This is a genomic window from Spirosoma lituiforme, assembly GCF_054776635.1.
In genome coordinates this window covers 341321-364114 of record NZ_BAAHBO010000006.1, presented here as the reverse complement: position 1 = coordinate 364114, position 22794 = coordinate 341321, and the positions used below count along the sequence as shown (strand labels likewise).

Genomic DNA, 22794 nt, shown 5'->3' with positions numbered 1-22794 from the left:
TTTGTATTATAACAATCCCTGCTACACCTATGAGTCCTGCTCGCGACCTTATGGTTTTAGATATGTCACTGGATGAACTGTTCGATCAGTTCGACAAACTTCGTGTGTTGATTATTGGCGACGTCATGCTGGACTCGTACGTCTGGGGGCGTGTTGAACGGATTTCGCCCGAAGCTCCCGTGCCGGTCGTAACAGTCGATCGGCGCGAACGGCGTCTGGGTGGGGCTGGCAACGTGCTGTTGAATGTGCAGGCACTGGGCGCCGAAGCCATTATTTGTTCAATTATCGGTACCGATGGGCCGGGCGATTTGCTGGAACAGGAGCTTTGCGATCGGGGGCTGAATTGCGATGGACTCATCCGAAGTAAATCCCGCATCACCACCATCAAAGAGCGGATCATTGCCGGTTCTCAGCAAGTCGTTCGAGTCGATACGGAAACGGATAAGTACATAACTGCCGACGAACGGACGCAATTAATTACCAAAGCCAAAGAGCTAATTCCGAGCTGCCACGTCGTTATTTTTGAAGATTACGATAAAGGGGTACTAAGCAAAGAAGCCATTGCCGAAATTACCGATTTTGCCAATGAACAGCGGGTGCCCACCGTGGTTGATCCCAAAAAGCGCAACTTCCTGTCATACCGGAATACAACGCTGTTCAAGCCAAACCTGAAAGAACTACGGGAGGGTCTGAAGGTAGATTTTGATATAGATAATGCCGAAGAGTTTCAGGCCGTGGTCGAGCAGCTAAAGAACACGCTGAACCTGAAAGGGGCCCTGATTACGTTATCGGAGCGGGGAGCATTTATTGATTACCACAACGAGAAACTGAAATTACCCGCTCACATTCGTAAAATTGCCGATGTATCGGGGGCCGGAGATACCGTGATCAGCATTGCTGCCTGTTGCGTTGCACTGAAACAACCCCCCCACATCATTGCCGGTTTGTCTAACCTGGGTGGCGGATTGGTCTGTGAATCAGTTGGTGTCGTGCCCATCGACAAAGCCCAGTTGAAACAGGAAGCAAAAGAGTGCTTGTAATAACGTAGCGATGCGGCATACTGACCAGAGGTCAGTATGCCGCATCGCTACGTTACATTTCCTTAACCGCGTCGACGAAACACCGGGCTTTGTCAGGATCAGTATCGGGATAGATGCCGTGGCCGAGGTTGGCAATATAATGCTGGTGACCAAAGTCGCTGAACATCTGTTTTACTTCTGCCCGAATCTGGGCAAAATCAGCGTACAGCACACAGGGGTCCAGATTGCCTTGTAAGACCCGGTCCGGAATCAACGCCCGCGATTCTTTCGGATCCATGTTCCAATCCAAACCGACGACATCACAGCTCAGTTGACCAATTTCATGACGGGCAAAAAAGGCCCCTTTGGCGAAAACGGTCACGGGTACAGCCGAGATCACGTCACAAATCTGTTTGATGTAAGGCAGCGAGAACGTGCGGTATTGCTCGGGGGAGAGAATGCCCGCCCATGAATCGAAAATCTGAACCAGATCGACACCCGACCGTATCTGAGCCTGTAAATAGGCGATCGTGCTATCGGTAATTTGCTGCAATAGGGCGTGCGCGAAATTGGGATCTGTATAGAGCAGTTTCTTGGCAACCGAAAAGGTTTTTGAGCCTTTCCCTTCGGTCATGTAGCAGAAAATTGTGAAGGGGGCTCCGGCAAAACCAATGAGCGGAACCCGATTGTTCAGTTCTTTCTTTGTGAGCTTGATGGCGTCGAGTACATAGCCCAGATCACTTTCGGCATCGGCAACGCGCAACCGGCTCAGGTCGGCCTGGTTCCGCACCGTCGACGGGAAAACGGGTCCCCGGCTTTCGACCATCTCATAAGGCAGCCCCATCGCTTCGGGAACGACCAAAATATCCGAGAAAATAATCGCGGCATCTACGTCGAATGCATCGACCGGCTGAATGGTCACTTCAGCCGCCAGTTCGGGGGTTTTGGCCAGCGTAATGAAACTACCCGCCTTTTCCCGAACGGCCCGGTATTGAGGAAGCACACGCCCCGCCTGACGCATCATCCAGACTGGCACTCGTTCGGTCAACTCGCCCCGTGCAGTGCGAAGCAATAAGTCATTTTGTAAAGTCATGGTGCAAAGATAAGCCCTGAAGAACGATTCATGTAAGCCGAGTTTCGCCAAGCACTGTGGTTCTGTTACTTTTTCTTGCCTGGAGTGCTGTAAGGTCGCTGGGTAGCAAGTAGGCTGAATTTATTTTGTGAGGTCCTGGCAAAATTTCCCAATTTTGCCAAAATACGACGACACCATGCCTTCTCTCTTCATTGACGCTGAGCGTCTGCGCGACCTTAACAGCGGTTTAGGACAGGTTTGCCTTCATCTTGGCCACGAAATCGTTCGTCAGTGCCCCAACGAGTGGGCGCTTACTTTTCTGGTACCAAAAGGGCAATCGGGCGTTTTTGGCCCTTCGGTATCGTACGTCGAAGCATCCTGGCAGCGTAAACTCCTGATTCCGGGTCAGTATGATGTCTGGCATTGCCTGCATCAGGATTCCGTTTATTTGCCAAGTCCGTTGCTGAACAAGCCAGCGAAGCTAATGCTGACGATCTACGACCTTAACTTTCTGGAACGGGCGGATTATTCCACTACGAAAAAGGAACGCAAACTGGCTCGACTTCAACGCAAAATTAATCGGGCCTCGCTTCTGACGGCCGGGTCAGCGTTTACGGCTTCGGTCATTAAAGCGCATCTGCATATTCCTGATACGGTTCCTTTGCAAGTCGTTTATACGGGGGTTGCCGTCGATCCAAAAAATACACCGACGCACATTCCCGCCGGTTCAGCTCCGGCTGATGCGCCCATTCGGTCGTTTACCCAGTCACCTTTTCTATTGTTCGTGGGCGTTATTCACCCGAAAAAGAATGTCCATACGCTGCTTCCGTTGTTGGAAGCCTTTCCCGACTATCGGCTGGTTTTAGCAGGACCCGACCGTCATGCGTACGCCCAGCACATTCGCGACCAGGCCCGGCAACTCGGCATTGCCGACCGCCTGCTATTACCCGGTTCAGTCGATGAAGCGACCAAGTTGTGGCTCTACGACCATTGTGAAGCGTTCTTATTCCCCTCCCTCACGGAAGGATTTGGTTTGCCTGTGGCTGAGGCCATGACGTTCGGCAAGCCGGTATTCATTTCCAACCTGACGAGTCTACCCGAAGTGGGTGGCAAAGAAGCGTATTATTTCGACAACTTCGAGCCGGAGAACATGGCCAAAATTCTCCACGATGGCCTGCACGATTTTGGGCAGAATTCGCTACGTGAAGACCGGTTACGTCGCCGGGCTGCCGGATTCAGCTGGCCAAGCGTAGCGGGGGAGTACTGGAAGCTGTATGAAGGATTGGTGAACCCAAAATGCTGAAAAAATAAATTACTACTCTACTCAGCGCTGGGCCTTGCGCAGGACACTACCGATCAGACTGCCCGCAAAGGTCAGCCCGACGGAACCGTATAGGCTAAATACTTCTACTTCCCGATGCGTACTGAGTGGGTCCGGCCCAACCACTACATAATACCCAATCAAGATACTTAGTACCTGCAAAATAGCCACTGCCCAGCCCTTTCGGGGCTCAAGAAATCCGATACCAACAGCCGATGAGGCAGCCCATAAATAGGGCCAGTGAATAACCGGGCTTAGTTTAATGAGGTATAGTAAAATCAGACTCGCCAGCACGGTCAGACCCGCGTTGAGGAAAAATCGCCGGTCAAAAAAGCCGTTCTGTTCTACTGGGGCGGCTGATTGCCTGTCTTTTACCAACTGTTCGAGTTGACTGGCTTTGGCTATATCCTGCTCGGCCTGCTCGGTTTGGCGGAGTTGCTGACGTACTAACCCACGCCAGTGGTAAGGCTCAGCCGCGTCGCCATGACTATGGAAAATCGCTTTGTCGAAGTCCTGAAATGCCGTTGGATAATTCTGGTTCTGGTAATGAATCTGCCCACTCTCCAGATGAAGTTCGGTAATGCTATCGTCGTAGCTCTTCCCCCGGTTCAGGTCGGCCATGGCCGCCTGCTGGTCGCCCAGCTCCCGATAAATCCGGGCGCGGTACAGGTAGGCCACCGCCGACGTTGGTCGGGTACGCACGGCATTGTTGAAATATGTGAGGGATTTGGCAAACTGACCTGTTTCGTAAAGCGCAATGCCCTCCCGTAACTGCTCGGCCTCTTTTTGGGCATTTGTCCGTTGATCAGCATAATAGCGCAGGTAAACCAGATAACCCACGAAGACGGATACTAAAATGAATTCAAGCATGAGACATAACAATTGACCTATCCATTCTATAACATTCGCGAACCGGCAAGCGTCCCCGAATGTGGCGATTTAATGTACCCGATTTCTCTCTGTGAACTAGCCGCTTCTCCTTGGGACTGGTGAGCGCAAAATCATAGTCTTTCAGATTAATCAGAAAATCCCGGTTAAGAGTACCTTTGCAGGAAGAATGAAAACATACTTTCGATTACTCTCATTTGCCAAACCGCTGGGCCGCTTTCTAACGCCGTTTGTGTTAACATCGTTGTTATCCAGCGTCTTTGGCGTATTAAATTTCACTCTGCTGATCCCGTTGTTGAGCATTTTATTCGACAAGGTTGATGCCAACGAAATGCAGGCGTTTCTGAACCAGCCTGCTCCCTCCATCACGACCGGACCCACCGACTTTTTTAGGTACTATTTCGCCCAGGTGTTCCAGGAGTATGGCAAAGTTGGTGCTTTGCAATTCGTCTGCTTTGTCATCATCCTGTCGGTGCTGCTTAACAACTTATTCAAATATCTTTCTGTCAGACAATTAGAGTCGTTCAAGGCACGTATGGTGGCCAGAATTCGGGAAGCCGTATTTGCGCAAACGCTGCAACTCCACCTGGGCTTTTTCTCGAACGAGCGGAAAGGAAACCTTATTTCGCGTACGACGACCGACGTACAGGAAGTAGAAAACTCCATTGCCAACACCCTGTCGGCCGCGTCGAAAGAGGTATTTCTGCTGATTGGCTACATCGTAGCCCTGCTTAGTATTTCGGTTAAACTGACCTTATTCGCCATTATCGTCATTCCTATTTCGGGCGGTTTCATTGCTACGCTCGTCCGTCGGATGAAGCGGGATGCGCAGGAAGTTCAACTACGGCTGAGTGGTCTGGTAAGCTTACTCGACGAAACGTTTGGCGGGATGCGGGTGGTGAAAGGATTTGTGGCAGAAGGATTTATCCTGGACAAATTTCGGCGGGAAAACGAAGGCTATCGCACGGCTGTTCGCTCCTTGGCTAACCGGCGCGAACTTGCTTCTCCGTTTTCGGAAGTTATGGGCGTAGCGGTTGTCGCGGGTATTTTGTTCTACGGCGGTTCGCTCGTACTGAGCGGGCAGTCCGATCTGACGGCGGCTGAGTTCATTGCGTACATTGCCATTTTCTCGCAGGTAACCCGTCCTGCCAAAGATATATCCAACGCCTTCAGCGGATCGCAGCGGGGGTTGGCCTCGGGCGAGCGGGTGCTGGAGCTGATCGATACTGTTCCCACCGTTCAGGACAAGCCCAACGCGGTTCAACTGACTGATTTTCGGGATAAAATTTCGGTGCAGCATGTGTCGTTTGCTTACACTGCCGATACGCCCGTACTGCGCGACATTACGTTCGAGCTTCAGAAAGGAAAAACCATTGCTCTCGTTGGCTCGTCGGGTGGGGGGAAATCAACTATTGCCGACCTGATTCCCCGATTTTACGACCCTACTGCCGGTACCATTCTCATCGACGGAATTGATCTGCGCGATTGTTCGATGGCTTCTTTGCGGGGACTTATGGGGATTGTGACGCAGGAGAGTATTCTGTTCAATGACACGATCTACAACAACATTGCTTTTGGCAGTGCAGCGACCGAAAAGGAAGTTATGGAAGCGGCCCGCATTGCCAACGCTCACGAGTTTATTGTGAATCAGACAGCTGGTTACCAGACGATCATCGGCGACCGGGGCGGTAAGTTGTCTGGCGGACAACGGCAGCGTATCAGTATTGCCCGGGCTATCCTGAAAAATCCACCGATTCTGCTTCTCGACGAAGCCACATCGGCGCTGGATACCGAGTCCGAAAAACTGGTACAGGAGGCCCTGACGCGCTTAATGGCCAACCGAACAACGCTGGTTATTGCGCACCGGCTCAGCACCATTCAACACGCCGACGAGATTCTGGTAGTCAATCAGGGCCATATCGTGGAGCGGGGTCGGCACGATGAACTCCTGAACCTGAGTGAAGGATTCTACCGTCGATTAAATACGATGCAGAGCGTTTAGTGACTCCTTCTTTTGTTATTACTTACTGACGGCGAGTGTCCAGTCTGGCCCACTAAATACCTTGTACTTCTCCGAAAAATTGCCCTGGTTTACGGCAATGGAAAAATTCAGCAGACTGTTCACATAACCGACATCGTCGCCTGTGGCTGCTTCACCGAAGGTGTTGACCAGCGGAACGCGCTTGTCGTAAAGAATATGGTTCTTGTGAAGAATCTGAACGCGCAGTGTTTCGCCGGGCTTAACTCCCAACTGGTCAAGCATCGCTTTGGGGATATTGCTCCAGACATTGCCATATTGAATGTCCAGAACAGGAATATTCCCTTTCACCGTACCTTTTTCAATGACTGCTTTCTGGTAAGGAAGTTGCACAACGTCGGCGGCTATGGCAGGACCTACCTGGGCAAACGTAATGGTTTTGGACGCCAGACGGGCAGCCGTATACGCATAGACATCGCGACCGTGAAACGTGTAGGATGCGCCCGAATTTTTAAGCCGGTTAATGGCTTCGTCAATCTGCCGAACCTCCTGAATGCCGAGGTGTTCGGCAACCAAGGTAAGGGTGCCGTTATCGGGAGTAACAAGGTAATGTCCAGACTTCGTTAACAGCACGACAGAACGCCGTTCGGTCCCTACGCCGGGATCGCAAACGGAAACGAATACGGTGCCTTTCGGATAATAGGGAACGGTTTGGTAGAGCCGGTAAGCGGCCTCCCAGATGTTGTAGGGCGGAATTTCATGGGTAAGATCCAGCAACGTAAGGTTTGGCGATACGCCTACGGCTACTCCTTTCATTGCTGATACGGCACCATCTTTCAGGCCGAAATCAGATTGAAAGACCACAATGCCATTTTGTGCAATGGCCAGCGGCAGGCTAAACAGGAAAAAGAAAACAGAACCGTAGAACGAACGCATAGGGTATGTGCTTTACGAATTTAACAGACGAGTGGCTTGACTTCGTTGGGTGACAGACGAAAAGGCAGAACAGCTTCTTTGACGCTACAGGATACCTAACTCGGCCAGAATTTTCTCCGTAATTCGCCGACGGCCCGAAGCAAACGTATCGGGTACCGGACTGGTGTGTTCAACGTTGGTCGCAAAAAAGTAGACGTTATCTCCTTTCTCCACGTAGCCTACGAACCAACCGATATTTGGCCCTGTAACGGTGGTGCCGTCTACGTTGGTAGCCCAGCCTGTTTTACCGTATAGCCTGTAACCCGGTTTATCCTCCAGGAGCATGACTTTTTTCAGAATCGCACGGTTCCGCTCGGAAAACGGGACATTACCCTGGTAGATACGCTTCAAAAAATCAATCTCTTCCACCTGCGAAATGCGCGACTTTCCCGTCAGCCAGAACTGGTCGAGATTGCTGGCGTGAATATCCATATGTCCGTAACGCGCTTTTTTGACAAAGGAGGTCATTCGATCCCGTCCTATACGTCGGGCGAGTTCGCGGTAGCAAGGAACACAGGATACCTGAAAGGCGGACCGAAGCGTATGATCCTGATTCCAGGCTGCCACGTCTCGTTTAACGCTATCCCATTTCATCGGGGTGTTTTCGTCCTGAAGAATTCCCGTTTCCAGACCAATCAGGGTATTCGCAATTTTGAACGTCGAAGCCGGTAGAAATGTCTGCTGGCATCGCTCGTATCGGTAAGCGGTGTAGGTATCTTTTTTGAGGTCATACAGCAAAAAAGAACCGGGCAATTGCTCTTCATCAAAAAAACGGGCCAGATCAGGCCGCTCAACTACCGACGGAGACTGATAAGCGGACAAAAGAAACAGAATGGAAAGAAAAGACAGCGGGTTCATTCGTTTGACTGGTGTAAGCTCGTATTCGAAAAATAGAGAATCAGACCTATCCCAATCTTACTGCTGATATCAGCAATGGTATAGGCAATATGAATCCAGTTAAAGTCGATCGGGAAGAGAGTCAGGATGTAACCGAGGGGGTAAAGAACGCCAAAGACGCCAAGCGCGTAGGCAATCAGCCGATAGCTGGCGCGTAAACCGGACGGAGACTGACTGACGACGTCCTTCCAGAACCTGACTAGCGTGTGCAGAACGATCGCATATCCAAGCATGGAAATGGCTCCCCATAGTAACTTGGAGCCAACTTGAATTTCGTTGTCGAAAGCGAGTTGTTGATGGCCGATATAACCAGTCAGCACCATAAAGAAACTCCCTGCTATCAGCCTGACCAGCGTCTGTGTTCGAACCGCTGGCCGCTGGGTAGTGATTAAAACCACCTGAACAAGCAGTAGCGGGAGAGTAACCGCCCAGTCCATATAGCGGAATTGCCCGATGGCATTGTACGACTCTCGTATGAGTGTTTGCCTGTCACTGGCATCCGCTACCGTTGCCAGATCGGCGAGTACATCGTGGTAATGACCTTGAAGCCGATAGTAGGAGAAACCAGATATGGCTACGATAACGGCCGTCAGAATGGTGACTTTGTGCTGGGCTGGTTGTGAGATTCCGGCTGGGCGCGAGGCCAGCGAAACAATGAAGGTACCCAGAAAACTGTACGTAGCCACGATCAATAGAAAGTACGTGACTAAGGGAAAAACACCAACGACACCCGCCGTGGGAACAAAAGAACCAGCTATTTCCATGAATGCAGTAACGTTAGTGGTGTCAAAACTAACATTACTGCATTCATGGCGCAATGGTAAAGCTTATTTAGGCGTTGTCGGCATCGCTTTCATCTGTGCCATTTGTTGCTTGGCCTTATCGATCATCTTCTGGGCATATTCTTTCAACGTAGCGTTGTTGCCGTATTGCAGGTAAGTCGTCGCCATGTCGATGGCGTCCTGCCGCTGGTCGAGCAACAGCGTTGAAAAGTTACTGTCTATGCTGCTAGTCAGCTTGTCGCTGGTACCCGTTTGTTGCAGCTTCAGACTCATGGCTTCAATGTTCCGGCTTTGCTGCTGCGTAAATGCCTGGTTAGGTCGCGTTGGTTTTAGCTGGCGCATGGTTCCATCCAGTAACGCAATATCTGCTTCAGTAGCAGGCACCATTGTTTTGGCCAGATTGATGAAGGCCGTATCTTTCCCGTTCTGAATTTCCTGTTTTAACAAGTCCTGTATACCCTGGGTATGGAGTTTGGCCTGAAAGGAATAATCAAAATCAGGATCTCCCGTTGGTACCAACTTTTTTATTTTCGTAACCGTCTGTTGCAAAGGCGTTAAAAGCACTGTTTTAGCGGAAGAGTTAGCCTGGGCCGTACTTGTGCCGCTTGTTGCTGCGCCGGTGGTTGCCTGCGCGCAGGCAACCAGGGTACTACCTGAGAGCAGGGCTGCCAGTGCCCAAATAGATACGTTAGCTTGCATCGTTTTCATTGGAAGAACTTATTTTTAGGTGGTAAACTAAGCCTATTCTATCCTAAAGACAAAAACAGAGCCAGAAGGTTTAATGAGCACAACGTCGGTTTAGTCAGTTCGTTAATGAGCATTCGGTAGCGTGCTAACAAAAATAGGGCGGTTGCCCGCCCTATTCAGAAAGAAGAAAAACGATGCAGCCAGTTACAACCGGATGATCTCGGCGCCAATGGCATTGAGTCGGGTATCGATGTTTTGATAGCCCCGGTCGATTTGTTCGATGTTATCGATGATGCTGGTTCCCTGCGCCGACATGGCCGCAATGAGTAGCGCCACGCCCGCCCGGATATCCGGCGATGACATGCGAATGCCCTTGAGCGGAATTTGCCGGTTCAGGCCAACAACGGTTGCCCGGTGCGGATCGCAAAGAATAATTTGAGCGCCCATGTCAATAAGCTTGTCGACAAAGAAAAGGCGACTCTCGAACATTTTCTGGTGAATCAGCAGAGTGCCCTGCGCCTGAACGGCCGTAACCAGGACAATACTCAACAGATCGGGGGTGAAGCCTGGCCAGGGCGAGTCAGAAACGGTCATCATACCACCATCCAGGAAGCTTTCGATCTGGTAACGTTCCTGGGCCGGAATGAAAATATCATCACCCCGGAACTCCATTTGAATCCCCAACCGCTTAAACTGATCGGGAATGATACCCAACTCAGGAATCTGGCAGTTCTTGATCGTGATCTCCGACTGGGTCATGGCGGCAAGGCCAATAAACGAACCAATCTCAATCATATCAGGAAGCATCGTATGCTCCGTGCCCGTTAGCTCCGACACGCCTTCAATGGTGAGCAGGTTAGACCCCACACCTGTAATCTTGGCACCCATTGAATTGAGCATTTTGCTCAACTGCTGGAGGTAAGGCTCGCAGGCCGCATTGTAAATCTGCGTTGTTCCCTCAGCCATGACAGCCGCCATCAGCACATTGGCCGTACCCGTTACCGACGCTTCGTCGAGCAGCATATACGTGCCCCGTAAGTTGCTGGCATCAACCTGGTAATAGCCACCATCGTTGGCATCGTAATTGAACCGGGCGCCCAGTTTTTCGAAGCCAAGAAAGTGAGTGTCTAATCGACGACGACCGATTTTGTCGCCACCGGGCCGGGGAATGCGCCCCTTTTTGAACCGGGCAAGCATCGGGCCGAGCAACATGACCGACCCCCGGAGGGCAGCTGCCTTGCGTTTATAAGTGTCCGTTTCGAGGTAGTCGAGGTTAACGTCGCTCGCCTGAAAGCGGTACGAACTTTCGCCGATTTTGGTGACCCATACGCCCAGATCGCCGAGCAGGTCGATAAGCTGATTGACATCCCGAATGCCCGGAATATTGTGAATGGTAACAGGTTCTTTGGTCAGTAATACGGCACAGAGAATTTGCAGGGCTTCGTTTTTAGCGCCTTGCGGATTTAATTCGCCTTTCAGCTTGCGTCCGCCTGTGATTTGAAAAGATGCCATTTAGGAAAGTATGAATAAGGAGAAAACAAAGACTGGTTAACAAAGCCTGTCTGTCAAACTTCATTAACCAGTCGTCAAGAAGAAAACTATCGACGTCTGCGCGGTGGTCCGTCGTTGCGTGTTCCATTGTCACGTGACCCGCCATCGCGTGGTCCGCCATCGCGATCGTTGCGATTGCGGTTACCAAAGTTACGTTGCGAACCATCATTCCGGTTGGTTGGCCGCCCCTGCTGGCTATTTCCGCTGTCGCGTGATCCACCGTCGCGATTGCGGTTGTTGTTACCGCGAACCCCGTTGTCACGGTCGTTTCGGTTGTTCGGACGACTCTGCTGTCCGATACCCCCTTCCCGATTCCGATCATTCCGGTAGTTGTTGCTGTTGTTGCTGATCCGTTGCGGCTGATCGCCGGTGCGTTCGCGGGGCGTTGCGTCAACGAGCCCTTCTTCCCGAATGAGTTTTATGTCATCGGAAAGCTTGCCATTCGAGAGTTCGATCAGGCTTTGGTATATAGTCTCGTCTTCAACCGACTCTTTATTCCAGGCTTGATAAAACGTCCGCATCAACCGTGTCAGGTAAGAAACAAACGCCCGTCGCTCCTCGGGTTCTTCCAGCGCAACGGCCTTAGCGATCAATAAATCTACGTTCCGACCGAAATGCTTGAACTTCAGATTGTGTGTGTTATAAAGAACCCGTTGCGGTTTCTTACCCAGCGCTTCTTCGGAAGGGGGCGGGTAAGGACTATCGACATCTAGGGTGAAATTGGACATAATGTACAGGTCGTCCCACAATTTGTTGTAGTAGTCCTGACCATCCTTCATGTTCGGATGGATTTGCCGCATTAACTCGATCAGGATATGTGCATACCGAGTTCGGGTTGAGCGATCGTCAATGTTGACCATGTTGTCAACTAACTTTTGGATACTACTGCCGTATTCTTTCAAGGGCTTGCCCGATAGATGATAAAGAAAGCAAAAGTACGAAGGAATGGAGCAAGGGGCAAGGGGTATCGAGCGTAGGGACCCGCGACAACCGGCAGGATACAAAGGTTGGTAGGTGGATAAGCGCTACCTTTGTGGCATGTTGCCCGAAAATCGCTCACTGTCTGCCTTGTTGCTTGTTTACCGCGCCGAATTTGCGGATACGCTTCGTCTGAGTATTCCGATAATTATTGCTCAGTTGGGTGTTGTTCTGATGGGAGTCACGGACAATTTATTCGTTGGGCGATTGCTGGGCTCAGTGTCGTTGGGTGCTGCCGGGCTGGCCAACTCCATTTCGTTCCTGATGTCGAGTATCGGGGTAGGGGGGCTGTCGGTCGTGGCGGCTCTGGTATCCAAGGCCAATAACCGGGCAACGGATCAGGCAGGCAGTCCAGCGGCTGTCAATCGACTGTTCAGAGCTGGATTACGTGTGTCGCTTCTGCTCAGCGTACTGGTGGGCGGGCTGTCGGTTTTGCTGGCGTATAATTTTGGCCTGTTTGGTCAGACCCCCGAAGTAACCCGCCTGTCTCGCGATTTCATGCTCATCCTGAGTGCATCCCTGCTGCCGTTGCTGGTCTTTGTGGCAACCCGTCAGTTGTGCGACGGACTTCGTTACCCGCGCGTTGCCATGGCCATCACATTGTCGGCGCTTGGGGTCAATGCCTTACTCAATTATGTGTTCATTGAAGGCGCTGGGCCATTCCCGGCCTTGGGATTAATGGGATCGGCTATGGCTACGCTGTTGTCGCGGGTTTTTATGGCTGTGGCTATGCTGGTCTATGTGTATCGAACGCCGAATTTTCGGATCTATCTGAAAAAAGAGTTTAACTCGCTTCCCGTAGCTACCGAAGCCTGGGCCATTTTACGATTGGGTATTCCGGGTGGGTTAACGTTTTTCTTTGAAGTCGCTACCTTTTCGCTGGCTGTTGTTATCGTTGGCTGGCTGGGCGAAGCGCAACTGGCGGCTCACCAGATTGCGATCAATATGGCCTCGGTGACCTACATGATGGCAACGGGTATTTCGTCGGCGGCTGCCATTCGGGTCAGTGCTGCCGTGGGGCAATCGAGCCGGATGGGGGTTTTACGGGCCGGCATTGCGGCTTTCCTGCTGTCAGTGAGTTTTATGAGCCTGGCGGCTTTGGTATTCCTGACGGCCAATAACTGGCTGGTAACCCTCTATATCCGCGATAACCCGGACGTAATGGCTATTGCCGCTTCGCTGGTCATTATGGCCGGATTCTTCCAGCTTTCCGACGGAATACAGGTGGTGGCGCTGGGAGGCTTACGAGGTTTGTCGGATGTTAATGTACCGACGCTGATTACGTTGTTTTCGTACTGGGTTGTTGCCTTGCCTTTGAGTTATGTGCTGGCTTTCCCGTTTGGCATGGACGCCGTAGGGGTATGGATCGGCTTACTGGCGGGCCTGAGCATTGCGGCCGTTTTGCTGACATGGCGTTTTTTCCGACGGGCGAAATTGTTTATGGCTACCAGTCTACCAGACGTTCAGAACAGCTAAGTCTTCTCACCGCATGCTGTCCAGCATTTCCTCCCGAGTAGGGCGGTCGGCCGTTAAGTCGTACGAGATACCATCGCGATCGAGGTGATCCATAAACGAAGTATAGGCCTCTTTTTCAACCGAAAAGATGTACCAGTTCTCATAGGGTTCGTTGAATAACTCAACTTCGGTCAGGACTGCACGCTTTTGTAGGGCCTGATAATGTGCCCTGTCGAGTGCAGCCTGTTTGATAAGAAAATACCACATTGTCGGCAATGATGAATAGGTTGAGAGGCCGTCCCGGTTTCGCATTTATGACCGGGAATGCCCTGTTTAAACAAAAGAAACGCGCAACGGTTCGTTGCGCGTTTCCTGTATCTGTAGGAACTACCCTGATTATTTATTAACTGCTAGGTGAGCCGCCATAATGTAATCAGCCAGCACCAAACCTGCCTCATTCAGATACAGGTCCTTTTTCTTCTTGGGCGTTGCGGCCGTTGTACTGGCAGGTGGTGTACCTGTTTCGTCAACCGGGGCCGAGGCCTGCGACACTTTGTTCGCTGCAGCCCGTTTCCGTTCGGCTTCGTCACGCTCCTTCCGGCGCTTCGATTCCTGTAACGATACGACCGTATTTTCTTTCGCTTTCTTGAAATCGGCCAGATCCTGCGATAGCTGTTTCAACTCGGGGTCTGACTTGAGCCGTTGGTCGAAACGATCCCGCAAACGACTCAGAATTTTATCATCCAGACCACGGGACAGTTCATATCGGGTGGTATTGATCTGATCCCAGGGCAACGCACTTGGCTGCGAACTTTCACCGTATTCTTCGGCTGAGAAAGCAGATGGCAACTGAATATCGGGCGTTACGCCTTTGTGCTGTGTGCTACTGCCGTTGATGCGGTAGAACTTCTGGATGGTCATTTTTACCTGACCAACCTTTTCCGGCTCTTTGGGCAACCACTGGTTCAGGTCGATCAACGTTTGTACCGTACCCTTGCCGAACGTTTGTCCGCCAACGATGATACCACGTTTATAGTCCTGGATGGCCGCTGCGAAAATCTCCGAAGCCGAAGCGCTGAACCGGTTCACCAGAACGGCCAGCGGACCATCGTAAACTACCGTACCACCATCTTTGTCCGAATATACTTCGGTTTCACCCGTTGATTCTTTCACCTGTACCACAGGACCTTTGGGAATGAAAATACCCGTCAGGTCAATGGCTTCGGTCAACGAACCACCGCCGTTGTCGCGAAGGTCAATGACAATGCCGTCAACCTTATCGGCTTTCAGTTCTTCGACAAACTTCTTAACATCGCTGGTCGTGCTGCTGAAACCTTCTTCCCGTTTGCGGGCACCTTCAAAATCGCGGTAGAACATCGGAACATTGATGACCCCAATTTTAAACGGCTTCCCATTATCGGTTACCTCAATGACTTCTTTCTTAGCCCGTTGTTCTTCCAGCTTAATTTTTTCGCGCACCAGTCGGATTTCCTTTGGTGGCGCACCCGCTATGGCATTGGGTGATAAAACCTGCAACCGGACAATGGTGCCTTTTGGCCCTTTGATCAGCTTGACGACTTCATCGACCTGCCAGTTCATGGTGTTCACCATCGGACCATTATCGCCCTGGGCTACACCCGCAATTTTGTCTTCCTTGTTAAGGAGCTTGCTTTTGAACGCCGGACCACCGGGTAGTACATCGGTAATGCGGATGTAATCACCATCTTCACGTAGCATAGCTCCGATACCCTCCAGTGACTGACTCATTTCCTGGTTGAACCGATCAGCGTTGGTAGGCGACAGATAGTTCGTGTGCGGATCAAGAGCCTCGGCAAACGAGTTCATGTACATCTGAAACACATCAGCACTTTTCACCCGGTTGATGGCTTTATCGAGGTTCGTGTACCGTTGGTTCATTAACGCCACAACCGCACTATCTTTCCGGCTGCCCAGCCGTAGTTCCAGCTGCTGATTTTTCAGGATTTTGGTCCACAGTTCATTTTGCTCTTCTACCGTTTTGGGCCAGGCGGCTTTTTCCCGATCCGTATTGAAACTCTCGTCGGCTGTGAATGTAAACGGCTTCTTGATTTGCTCCTTAATAAAGGCGCTGCGTTCCTGATACCGTTTCCGGTACACATTGAACAGATCGTAGGCCGCGGTCAAATCGCCGTTAACCAGGGCATCGTCGATCTGATACCGGTATTTCTCGAAAGCGGCCACGTCCGAAGCCAGCAGATAGGCTTTGTTTCCATCCACTTCCTTCAAATAGTTGTCCCAAACAACCGACGACAAGGAGTCATTGAGCCGCACCTTGCGATAATGATAAGTCGTTAGCAATTTAGCAACCAGCGTTTCAACTTTCTCCTGCGAAATCGTGGGTTGAAGGTCACCGGCAGCAGACACCGACGTCGGCGACGACAGCGTACCGTTACGGGTTGTGCTTCTGGATGTACCAGACGAGTTTACGCCGGTCGCTCCATTCGTTGGTGAATCCGGCTGAAAACTCAGCATCAGCACGGGCACTAGGGTTACCAGATACTTTTTCATCGACACTACCCAGGTTAATGGCAAAAGAGCGAAAAAGTGAACGAGCGAATTGGTAACCAGTGTTCCTGCTCGTTCACTCTTTTCTTCTTTTGCTCTTTGAACTATTGTTTAACAATATCAAGCAACTCTACGTCGAAGACCAACGTTGAACCGGGTTTGATGTCGGCACCGGCACCACGATCTCCGTACGCTAATTCTGCAGGAATGTACAGTTTCCATTTTGATCCAACGGGCATCAGTTGCAAGGCTTCTGTCCACCCTTTAATCACCTCATTCACGCCAAATTCGGCAGGCTGGCCGCGTTCTACCGAACTGTCGAATACCTTACCGTCTAGCAGGCGGCCGGTGTAATGTACCTTTACCCGATCCGTGGCGGCTGGTTTGGCGCCAGTGCCTTCTTTTTCAACGGAATACTGCAATCCACTGGCGGTAGTAACTACCCCTGCCTTTGCTTTGTTCTCCGTCAGAAAAGCCGTACCAATCTTTTTATTCTCGGCCGATGCCTTTATGCCTTCTGCATTGCGAACGGCCATTTGTTTTTGCATAAACCCATTCATTACCTGGCTACTCTGCTCCGGCGTCAGCAAAGCCGGCTGGCCGCTCAGCGCATCTTGTAGACCACGCATCAACAGGTCACGGTTAAGTTCGGTCAATCCCTGTTGTTTCAGGCTCTGCGCCATAAACTGTCCGATACTATAACTAACAGAATCTTGTGTAGAGGCCAGCGTTGAGCCAGCGGTAGCGGATTTGGTGGCGGTGGCTGATTTGGCTGGAGCCGCTTTTCTAGCAACTGGTTTCTTTACCTGAGCAGTCGCGCTACCGGCGACAAAAACGGCTGACGCAATACCGGCCAGCATCCATTGGTTGAACTTCATGCGAAAACGAAACGGGTGTATATAAAGGAAATGCAATACGCTATTTAAACGTGAATGAATAGGATAAAAGTTTAGATTGATTGGGTATTTATCAAAAAACAACACAGGTGCGGTCTTGTGATTAAGGGCAGGAAGTGTAATGGTTAAGGCAAAACGTAGCTGCTGTACATCATCTATATGTATGTTATCATGTATGTGTGTAAGCATAGGTCGAAATACGCCAGTGTTGATTATACAATCTATCACCAGATCTATGAATTACTTTGTTTTATTCTGATGCGCTAGGTTAGTTAAAAATTTTATTTGTTTTTAGATTAAGTGTACACATTTTCAAATATATTACCGCAACTATACATAAAAACATAAAACGTATACATGAATATGTCTGTATCTATACTATGTAACCGATATTCGGAATCACTCCTGATGACATCAGTTTATCAAGCACATCACTAGCTGGAAGATGAAGGAAATTATAGTATGTCATTCACGGAGACGATGCACCCTGATCATTGGTTTTTTTCTGTCAGGTGTATCGTCCATTACGGCGCAACACCTGATAGACTCTGTAGCAACAGGTAGAGTCATGTATCAGCAAACAGTGCAATTCGCTGGTAGTCGATTGAGTACCGTGTTGCAAACCGAATTGCTGTTTAATAAGGAGACGTCGCTCTACCGAAACACGGCTACTCGTACAAGGGTGGATACGAACAGGTCGGAAAAGCAACTGATTAATTTGGTGAAAGAGGTAGACGTGACGGTTTATTCTACCCCTAAAACCGGGCAGTTGGTAAGCCGGGAATACATAATGAATAAACTGGTAACGGTGCAGGATACACTTCGGGCACTACCCTGGACACTGGGTACACGGTCGCGGCAAATCGGGAAGTTCACGTGTCAGGATGCTTCTGTAACATTTAGAGGGCGAACGTACGAAGCTTGGTTTGCAGCCGCCATTCCTATACCCTACGGTCCCTGGAAATTACAGGGGCTCCCCGGTCTGATTCTGGAAGCGAATGATCGTGAAAAGGAAGTTATTTTTAGTTTGTTATCCGTCGATTACCCGCTGGCTACCAGACCGGTCGTCCATGCAGTATCGAATCAACAGACAATAGACTATGTAACGTATCGGAAACTACTCGATGAAAAATTGCGCAATATGGAAAAGTTGATGCGCGGGGCGAGTAGTTCTGCTGGTAATCAATATGAGGTAGATGTGAAAATGCAACCTGCGCTCATCGAACGTACTGTCCGATGAGTCGGTTTGCTGTCTACAGCTTTGTGCTGTGTTTGCTTTGCTTTCACGCAAAGGGGCAATCGTTGTTGACCGTGCAGGGTGTCGTTACTGATACCACCGGGCGGCCGATACCAATGGCCAGCGTCAGTTTGACGGAGGAAGCAGGGTCATCAATCCGAGCGTTTAGCAATACCAATACCCGTGGACAATACCGATTTACGTTGCCCACTCCGACAGCAGCAGCTTATACACTTACTGTTCGGGCATTAGGGTACACAGGGCAAACGATTCGACTTGAATCCAATAACGTTCAGTCTTTCTACACCACTGAGTTGCGGCCAGCAGTGCAAACGTTAAAGGAAGTACTGGTACGGGCACCCATTGTACAGCGCAACGACACGACCTCGTTCGACCTGAAGCAATTTGCCGACACGTCGTCTTCTGAAAAACTCGAGAGTGTACTGAAACGGTTGCCTGGTTTTGACGTTAGCGAAGGAGGTCAGCTGTACTTTAAAGGAAAACGGGTTGAAAAGGTGTTACTCGATGGTGATGACTTGTTCGATGATCGATACGCCATAGCGACCCGAAGCCTGCGTGCCAGTATGATTGATCGAGTGCAAACGATTGAAGGCTATCAGAAAAACCAACTCCTCAAAGGATTCAAACAAAGTGATCAGGTAGCCGTGAATCTGGTCGTTCGGCCGGAAAAACGTAAGCTGCTTAGTGGCTCGGCTGATCTGACGACAAACGTCGGCAGTCGATATCGGGCACAACTAAATGCCATCAGTTATACGCGCAGCGTTAAGGGCATGTGGATTGGCGATGTTTCTACTATAACGGCAGAAAGTACGTCACCCGACGCCAGTCGACAGACGTCAGGTGAAGGTGAAAAGCCCATGCCTTCACCGCTCCATACAACAGCTTCCAATAGCCTGGATTACGTACAGCCAACTGGACTTCGTGCCAGTCGGTTTCTGGATAGCCGCATGCAGTCGGGTGCGGCCAGTCTGACAACAGTATGGAACAAAAGCGTCAAATCAAGTGCCTATTTAGTCGCTTATAACAATCAGGGCCGATTCAGTCAGTCTTCCGACGAGCACTATCTACGGTCGCCGGTGGTATTTGCTATTCGCGAACAGCAGGCCAACAGCCAGATGGAGCGGTCGATAACCGGGCAGCACGAATTAACCGTTGATGTATCGAAGCAGACACAAGTCGTGGCGCTGACGCGTGGCACCTATGTATCCCGCGATTATGAACATACTATTGCGTCCAGTCTGACAAATACACCGATTCAGGAACAGCTTGGCTCAATGCCAGTGCTGTTCGTACAACGCGTGTCGGGCACTCACCGGGTCAGTGAACGTCATGCGGTACAGGCTTCTGTTCAGTACGCTGTTCAGCGGCTTGATCAGTCGTTTCTTTTACCCATCCTGAAGTATGCCGACACGTTGGCCGGAATTCAGTACCGATTGGTACAACAGAATAACGAAATCATGCGTCGTGAACTTTCAGGAGCACTGGAATGGCATTGGCGTAGCAAAAGTGGATTTAGCGGGTCTGTAGAAAATGATCTTACGCATACATGGCAACAGCAATACACAACCCTGTTGACAGCGCCGAAAGACAGTACCCGAATGACCATAAACAGCCAAAGTTTCGAACTGATACATCTGTTGAATCATTTGCGGGCTACGCTGCGTCGTACCCTGAATCGGACGCAGATCGCCCTTGGCATAACTGGATCGTTCGCCCGGGCGTTATATCATCAGACCAAGAGTCACGCGGCTTTAGTTGGCCCGGTACTGACGGTGCGGCATACGTTCTCGAGTTCCAGTCAACTAATAGTTTCGTACCGATATGACTTGAGCGACCAGACGCTGCAACACTATTATCCCGGTGCTTTAGTAACCAGTTATCGGTCGAGTTATCGCGGGCTTGATACGACTGCCTTCTGGGGTGAACATTTGGTATTCGCCAGTTTCAACAAACAGGACCTATTGGCCAATAGGCGGTTCGGATTAACAGCGATCGTGTCGCACCGGGCAAACGCTTTGCGTAGTGATCTGAGCATCAGCCCATATCAGATTCAGCAGCAAATGAGTCTGGCCGGACGGGCACAAAATTTCATTAACCTTACCGGTACCGCTGAGCAACTGATTGTGCCCCTGAACATCGTATTGAAGGGAAATACAGGATACAGTTCGCTGACCCGCTACAACCGTATCAACGGACAGGACCAGATCATCCGATCGATTGGCCGGCATGTTGGTCTTGAACTGAACACTGTGTTTAATAAGCCGTTCACGGTTAATCTGAGTAGCCAGTATGCCATTAATGAAACCCAACTGGCGCAAACAGGTATTCAGCGCGTACTGTCGTCAACTAATTGGTTGATTCAGGAAAAAGTAGTTATAAAAATAGACCAGTTTCGCGTGCGGCTCAACGGCCAGCAGTTTTTTTCCTACAGTGGAGGAACGGTAGGAAATAGTCGGTTTTTTGACGCTTATGCTGACTACTCACTCAAGCGGAAGGGATTTACTATAGGGTTAGAATGCCGGAACCTGCTGGACGAACAGCAATACATTGTGCAAACTGTCGGCGACCTGTCTGTTGCAACCACCCGATACGATATGCTGGGTCGATGGTTTCTGATTAATTTAGGCTTTCCCTTCTAACGCACCCATCTATGTGTTGATGCACAGGCTGATGCTTCGTCTCCCCGGCAACAGGTCGACTAGGTAAAGCTACTGCGTGGGCAACGTAAAAATTCCCAAGTGAATTAGGGGGACGAACTAACTTTTATCCAATTTTAATCATACCTTTGCGGCCGAAAAAACAACATTAAATTCTCATTATACACATATGGAATCCGTAAGACCCGACGAGATATCAGCCATCCTTCGCCAGCAACTGGCCGGAACACAAACCGAGGCTGAACTCGAAGAAGTCGGTACGGTGCTGCAAATCGGTGACGGCGTAGCGCGTATCTACGGCCTCTCGAAAGTGCAGGCCGGCGAATTGCTGTCTTTCGACAATGGACTTCAGGCAATGGCTCTGAACCTGGAAGAAGATAACGTCGGAGCAGTTTTGCTCGGCGACTACTCAGAAATCAAAGAAGGTGACACCGTTAAGCGTACCGATCAAATTGCCTACGTAAACGTGGGTGATGGCATCCTGGGCCGCGTGGTAAACACTCTCGGCTTGCCGATTGACGGTCTGGGTCCTATTCAGGGTGAATTGTATCAAATGCCGCTGGAGCGTAAAGCACCGGGCGTAATTTTCCGCCAGCCAGTAACCGAACCCTTACAGACTGGTATCAAAGCGATCGACGCCATGATCCCCATCGGTCGTGGCCAGCGGGAATTAATCATTGGTGACCGTCAGACCGGTAAAACGGCGGTGGCCATCGACACCATCATCAACCAGAAAGAATTTTACGACAAAGGACAGCCTGTGTTCTGTATCTACGTTGCCTGCGGTCAGAAAGCATCGACGGTAAAGCAGGTAGAGCAAACACTGCGTAGGGCAGGTGCCATGGATTACACCGTGATCGTTGCCGCCAACGCATCGGATCCATCGCCGATGCAGTTCTTTGCGCCGTTTACGGGTGCTGCCATTGGCGAATTCTTCCGTGATACGGGCCGTCCGGCGCTGGTTGTTTATGACGATCTGTCGAAACAGGCGGTTGCCTATCGTGAAGTGTCTCTGCTGCTGCGTCGCCCACCAGGACGGGAAGCGTATCCGGGAGACGTGTTTTACCTGCACAGCCGTTTGTTAGAGCGGGCCGCTAAAATCAACGCCAACGACGATATTGCTAGAACCATGAACGACCTGCCCCCAAGTCTGAAAGACCGGGTAAAAGGTGGTGGTTCACTGACGGCGTTGCCAATCATCGAAACACAGGCTGGCGACGTATCCGCGTATATTCCGACAAACGTAATCTCAATTACGGACGGACAGATCTTCCTGGAGTCGAACTTGTTTAACTCGGGTATCCGCCCAGCCATTAACGTTGGTATTTCGGTATCGCGGGTAGGGGGTAATGCCCAGATCAAGTCGATGAAGAAAGTAGCGGGTACGCTGAAACTGGATCAGGCTCAGTTCCGCGAACTGGAAGCGTTCGCCAAGTTTGGCTCTGACCTTGATGCATCGACCAAATTGACCATTGAACGGGGTCGCCGGAACCAGGAGATGCTGAAACAGCCTCAATATTCACCAGTTCCCGTTGAACAGCAGGTCGCTATCATCTACGCATCGACCAACGGTCTGCTCGATAAAGTACCGGTTAACAAAGTGAAAGAGTTCGAGAGCGAATTTGCCATGATTCTAAGTGCGCAACATCCAGCCGTGTTGAATGACCTGCGCGCTGGTAAATTAACCGACGAAGCTACGGCTGCATTGAAAAAAGTAGCCGCTGATCTTTCGGCAAATTATTAGTTTTAAGGAGTTAGTAGCCAGGAGTGAGACGTGAGGGGCCGTTCGATAGCCAACTGATCGCTCCTGGCTCCCCGCTCCTAACTACTTCAAGA

General features: G+C 50.6%; 18 protein-coding genes. 7 read left to right on the top strand and 11 right to left on the bottom strand.

Features of this window, described 5'->3' with window-relative positions:
- Positions 1-50: 50 nt before the first annotated feature.
- The gene (locus tag ACYU87_RS20695; protein WP_461136048.1) at positions 51-1040 is read left to right on the top strand and encodes a bifunctional heptose 7-phosphate kinase/heptose 1-phosphate adenyltransferase; all 990 of its coding nucleotides are present in this window, start codon (positions 51-53) and stop codon (positions 1038-1040) included.
- A 52-nt stretch (positions 1041-1092) separates the two neighbouring features.
- Here the strand turns inward: ACYU87_RS20695 and hemE are convergent, their stop codons facing one another.
- Positions 1093-2112: a uroporphyrinogen decarboxylase gene (hemE, locus tag ACYU87_RS20690; protein ID WP_461136003.1), complete on the bottom strand. Its 1020-nt coding sequence runs from the start codon at positions 2110-2112 to the stop codon at positions 1093-1095.
- A 175-nt stretch (positions 2113-2287) separates the two neighbouring features.
- On the opposite strand from hemE, the gene ACYU87_RS20685 reads away from it, so the two are divergent.
- Positions 2288-3394 (top strand): glycosyltransferase family 4 protein, encoded by a 1107-nt coding sequence (locus ACYU87_RS20685; protein WP_461136002.1) that lies wholly within the window; start codon positions 2288-2290, stop codon positions 3392-3394.
- Positions 3395-3415: 21 nt separating this feature from the next.
- Here the strand turns inward: ACYU87_RS20685 and ACYU87_RS20680 are convergent, their stop codons facing one another.
- The gene (locus ACYU87_RS20680) at positions 3416-4282 is read right to left on the bottom strand and encodes a tetratricopeptide repeat protein (protein ID WP_461136001.1); all 867 of its coding nucleotides are present in this window, start codon (positions 4280-4282) and stop codon (positions 3416-3418) included.
- Positions 4283-4469: 187 nt separating this feature from the next.
- On the opposite strand from ACYU87_RS20680, the gene ACYU87_RS20675 reads away from it, so the two are divergent.
- A complete protein-coding gene (locus tag ACYU87_RS20675; protein WP_461136000.1) occupies positions 4470-6302 on the top strand; it encodes an ABC transporter ATP-binding protein in 1833 nt (610 codons plus the stop codon).
- Between the two features lie 18 nt (positions 6303-6320).
- On the opposite strand, the gene ACYU87_RS20670 is transcribed toward ACYU87_RS20675, so the two are convergent.
- The 6 genes from ACYU87_RS20670 to ACYU87_RS20645 all read right to left on the bottom strand — a co-directional run bounded on the left by ACYU87_RS20670 (position 6321) and on the right by ACYU87_RS20645 (position 12030).
- Positions 6321-7214, bottom strand: coding sequence for an SAM hydrolase/SAM-dependent halogenase family protein (locus ACYU87_RS20670; RefSeq protein WP_461135999.1), 894 nt, complete (start codon positions 7212-7214; stop codon positions 6321-6323).
- Between the two features lie 84 nt (positions 7215-7298).
- Positions 7299-8111 (bottom strand): class D beta-lactamase, encoded by an 813-nt coding sequence (gene blaOXA, locus ACYU87_RS20665; protein WP_461135998.1) that lies wholly within the window; start codon positions 8109-8111, stop codon positions 7299-7301.
- Positions 8108-8914, bottom strand: coding sequence for a bacteriorhodopsin (locus tag ACYU87_RS20660; protein ID WP_461135997.1), 807 nt, complete (start codon positions 8912-8914; stop codon positions 8108-8110). Before ACYU87_RS20660 ends, blaOXA begins: the two co-directional genes overlap by 4 nt.
- Positions 8915-8977: 63 nt before the next feature.
- The gene (locus ACYU87_RS20655; RefSeq protein WP_461135996.1) at positions 8978-9640 is read right to left on the bottom strand and encodes a DUF305 domain-containing protein; all 663 of its coding nucleotides are present in this window, start codon (positions 9638-9640) and stop codon (positions 8978-8980) included.
- Positions 9641-9823: 183 nt separating this feature from the next.
- On the bottom strand, positions 9824-11131 hold the full coding sequence (gene murA / locus ACYU87_RS20650; protein ID WP_461135995.1) for a UDP-N-acetylglucosamine 1-carboxyvinyltransferase: 1308 nt from the start codon (positions 11129-11131) through the stop codon (positions 9824-9826).
- A gap of 86 nt (positions 11132-11217) precedes the next feature.
- Positions 11218-12030: a DUF4290 domain-containing protein gene (locus ACYU87_RS20645; protein ID WP_461135994.1), complete on the bottom strand. Its 813-nt coding sequence runs from the start codon at positions 12028-12030 to the stop codon at positions 11218-11220.
- A 178-nt stretch (positions 12031-12208) separates the two neighbouring features.
- Between ACYU87_RS20645 and ACYU87_RS20640 the strand changes: the two genes are divergently transcribed.
- The gene (locus ACYU87_RS20640) at positions 12209-13624 is read left to right on the top strand and encodes an MATE family efflux transporter (protein WP_461136047.1); all 1416 of its coding nucleotides are present in this window, start codon (positions 12209-12211) and stop codon (positions 13622-13624) included.
- A gap of 6 nt (positions 13625-13630) precedes the next feature.
- Here the strand turns inward: ACYU87_RS20640 and ACYU87_RS20635 are convergent, their stop codons facing one another.
- The 3 genes from ACYU87_RS20635 to ACYU87_RS20625 form a co-directional block, all read right to left on the bottom strand.
- Positions 13631-13870: a hypothetical protein gene (locus ACYU87_RS20635; RefSeq protein WP_461135993.1), complete on the bottom strand. Its 240-nt coding sequence runs from the start codon at positions 13868-13870 to the stop codon at positions 13631-13633.
- 129 nt (positions 13871-13999) lie between these two features.
- On the bottom strand, positions 14000-16150 hold the full coding sequence (locus ACYU87_RS20630; protein WP_461135992.1) for a carboxy terminal-processing peptidase: 2151 nt from the start codon (positions 16148-16150) through the stop codon (positions 14000-14002).
- Positions 16151-16251: 101 nt separating this feature from the next.
- Positions 16252-17025 (bottom strand): FKBP-type peptidyl-prolyl cis-trans isomerase, encoded by a 774-nt coding sequence (locus ACYU87_RS20625; protein ID WP_461135991.1) that lies wholly within the window; start codon positions 17023-17025, stop codon positions 16252-16254.
- Between the two features lie 586 nt (positions 17026-17611).
- Between ACYU87_RS20625 and ACYU87_RS20620 the strand changes: the two genes are divergently transcribed.
- From ACYU87_RS20620 to atpA, 3 genes are all read left to right on the top strand, one after another.
- On the top strand, positions 17612-18283 hold the full coding sequence (locus ACYU87_RS20620) for a GLPGLI family protein (RefSeq protein WP_461135990.1): 672 nt from the start codon (positions 17612-17614) through the stop codon (positions 18281-18283).
- A complete protein-coding gene (locus tag ACYU87_RS20615) occupies positions 18280-20940 on the top strand; it encodes a carboxypeptidase-like regulatory domain-containing protein (RefSeq protein WP_461135989.1) in 2661 nt (886 codons plus the stop codon). Before ACYU87_RS20620 ends, ACYU87_RS20615 begins: the two co-directional genes overlap by 4 nt.
- A gap of 187 nt (positions 20941-21127) precedes the next feature.
- Positions 21128-22702: a F0F1 ATP synthase subunit alpha gene (atpA, locus tag ACYU87_RS20610; RefSeq protein WP_461135988.1), complete on the top strand. Its 1575-nt coding sequence runs from the start codon at positions 21128-21130 to the stop codon at positions 22700-22702.
- Positions 22703-22794 lie beyond the last annotated feature (92 nt).

Coding starts and splice junctions, on each gene's coding strand:
- ACYU87_RS20655 (WP_461135996.1), bottom strand. CDS start 9,640: ATGAAAACGATGCAAGCTAACGTATCTATTTGGGCACTGGCAGCCCTG.
- ACYU87_RS20625 (WP_461135991.1), bottom strand. CDS start 17,025: ATGAAGTTCAACCAATGGATGCTGGCCGGTATTGCGTCAGCCGTTTTT.
- ACYU87_RS20630 (WP_461135992.1), bottom strand. CDS start 16,150: ATGAAAAAGTATCTGGTAACCCTAGTGCCCGTGCTGATGCTGAGTTTT.
- blaOXA (WP_461135998.1), bottom strand. CDS start 8,111: ATGAACCCGCTGTCTTTTCTTTCCATTCTGTTTCTTTTGTCCGCTTAT.
- hemE (WP_461136003.1), bottom strand. CDS start 2,112: ATGACTTTACAAAATGACTTATTGCTTCGCACTGCACGGGGCGAGTTG.
- ACYU87_RS20640 (WP_461136047.1), top strand. CDS start 12,209: ATGTTGCCCGAAAATCGCTCACTGTCTGCCTTGTTGCTTGTTTACCGC.
- atpA (WP_461135988.1), top strand. CDS start 21,128: ATGGAATCCGTAAGACCCGACGAGATATCAGCCATCCTTCGCCAGCAA.
- ACYU87_RS20615 (WP_461135989.1), top strand. CDS start 18,280: ATGAGTCGGTTTGCTGTCTACAGCTTTGTGCTGTGTTTGCTTTGCTTT.
- ACYU87_RS20685 (WP_461136002.1), top strand. CDS start 2,288: ATGCCTTCTCTCTTCATTGACGCTGAGCGTCTGCGCGACCTTAACAGC.
- ACYU87_RS20635 (WP_461135993.1), bottom strand. CDS start 13,870: ATGTGGTATTTTCTTATCAAACAGGCTGCACTCGACAGGGCACATTAT.
- ACYU87_RS20675 (WP_461136000.1), top strand. CDS start 4,470: ATGAAAACATACTTTCGATTACTCTCATTTGCCAAACCGCTGGGCCGC.
- ACYU87_RS20620 (WP_461135990.1), top strand. CDS start 17,612: ATGTATCAGCAAACAGTGCAATTCGCTGGTAGTCGATTGAGTACCGTG.
- ACYU87_RS20680 (WP_461136001.1), bottom strand. CDS start 4,282: ATGCTTGAATTCATTTTAGTATCCGTCTTCGTGGGTTATCTGGTTTAC.
- ACYU87_RS20670 (WP_461135999.1), bottom strand. CDS start 7,214: ATGCGTTCGTTCTACGGTTCTGTTTTCTTTTTCCTGTTTAGCCTGCCG.
- ACYU87_RS20645 (WP_461135994.1), bottom strand. CDS start 12,030: ATGGTCAACATTGACGATCGCTCAACCCGAACTCGGTATGCACATATC.
- murA (WP_461135995.1), bottom strand. CDS start 11,131: ATGGCATCTTTTCAAATCACAGGCGGACGCAAGCTGAAAGGCGAATTA.
- ACYU87_RS20695 (WP_461136048.1), top strand. CDS start 51: ATGGTTTTAGATATGTCACTGGATGAACTGTTCGATCAGTTCGACAAA.
- ACYU87_RS20660 (WP_461135997.1), bottom strand. CDS start 8,914: ATGGAAATAGCTGGTTCTTTTGTTCCCACGGCGGGTGTCGTTGGTGTT.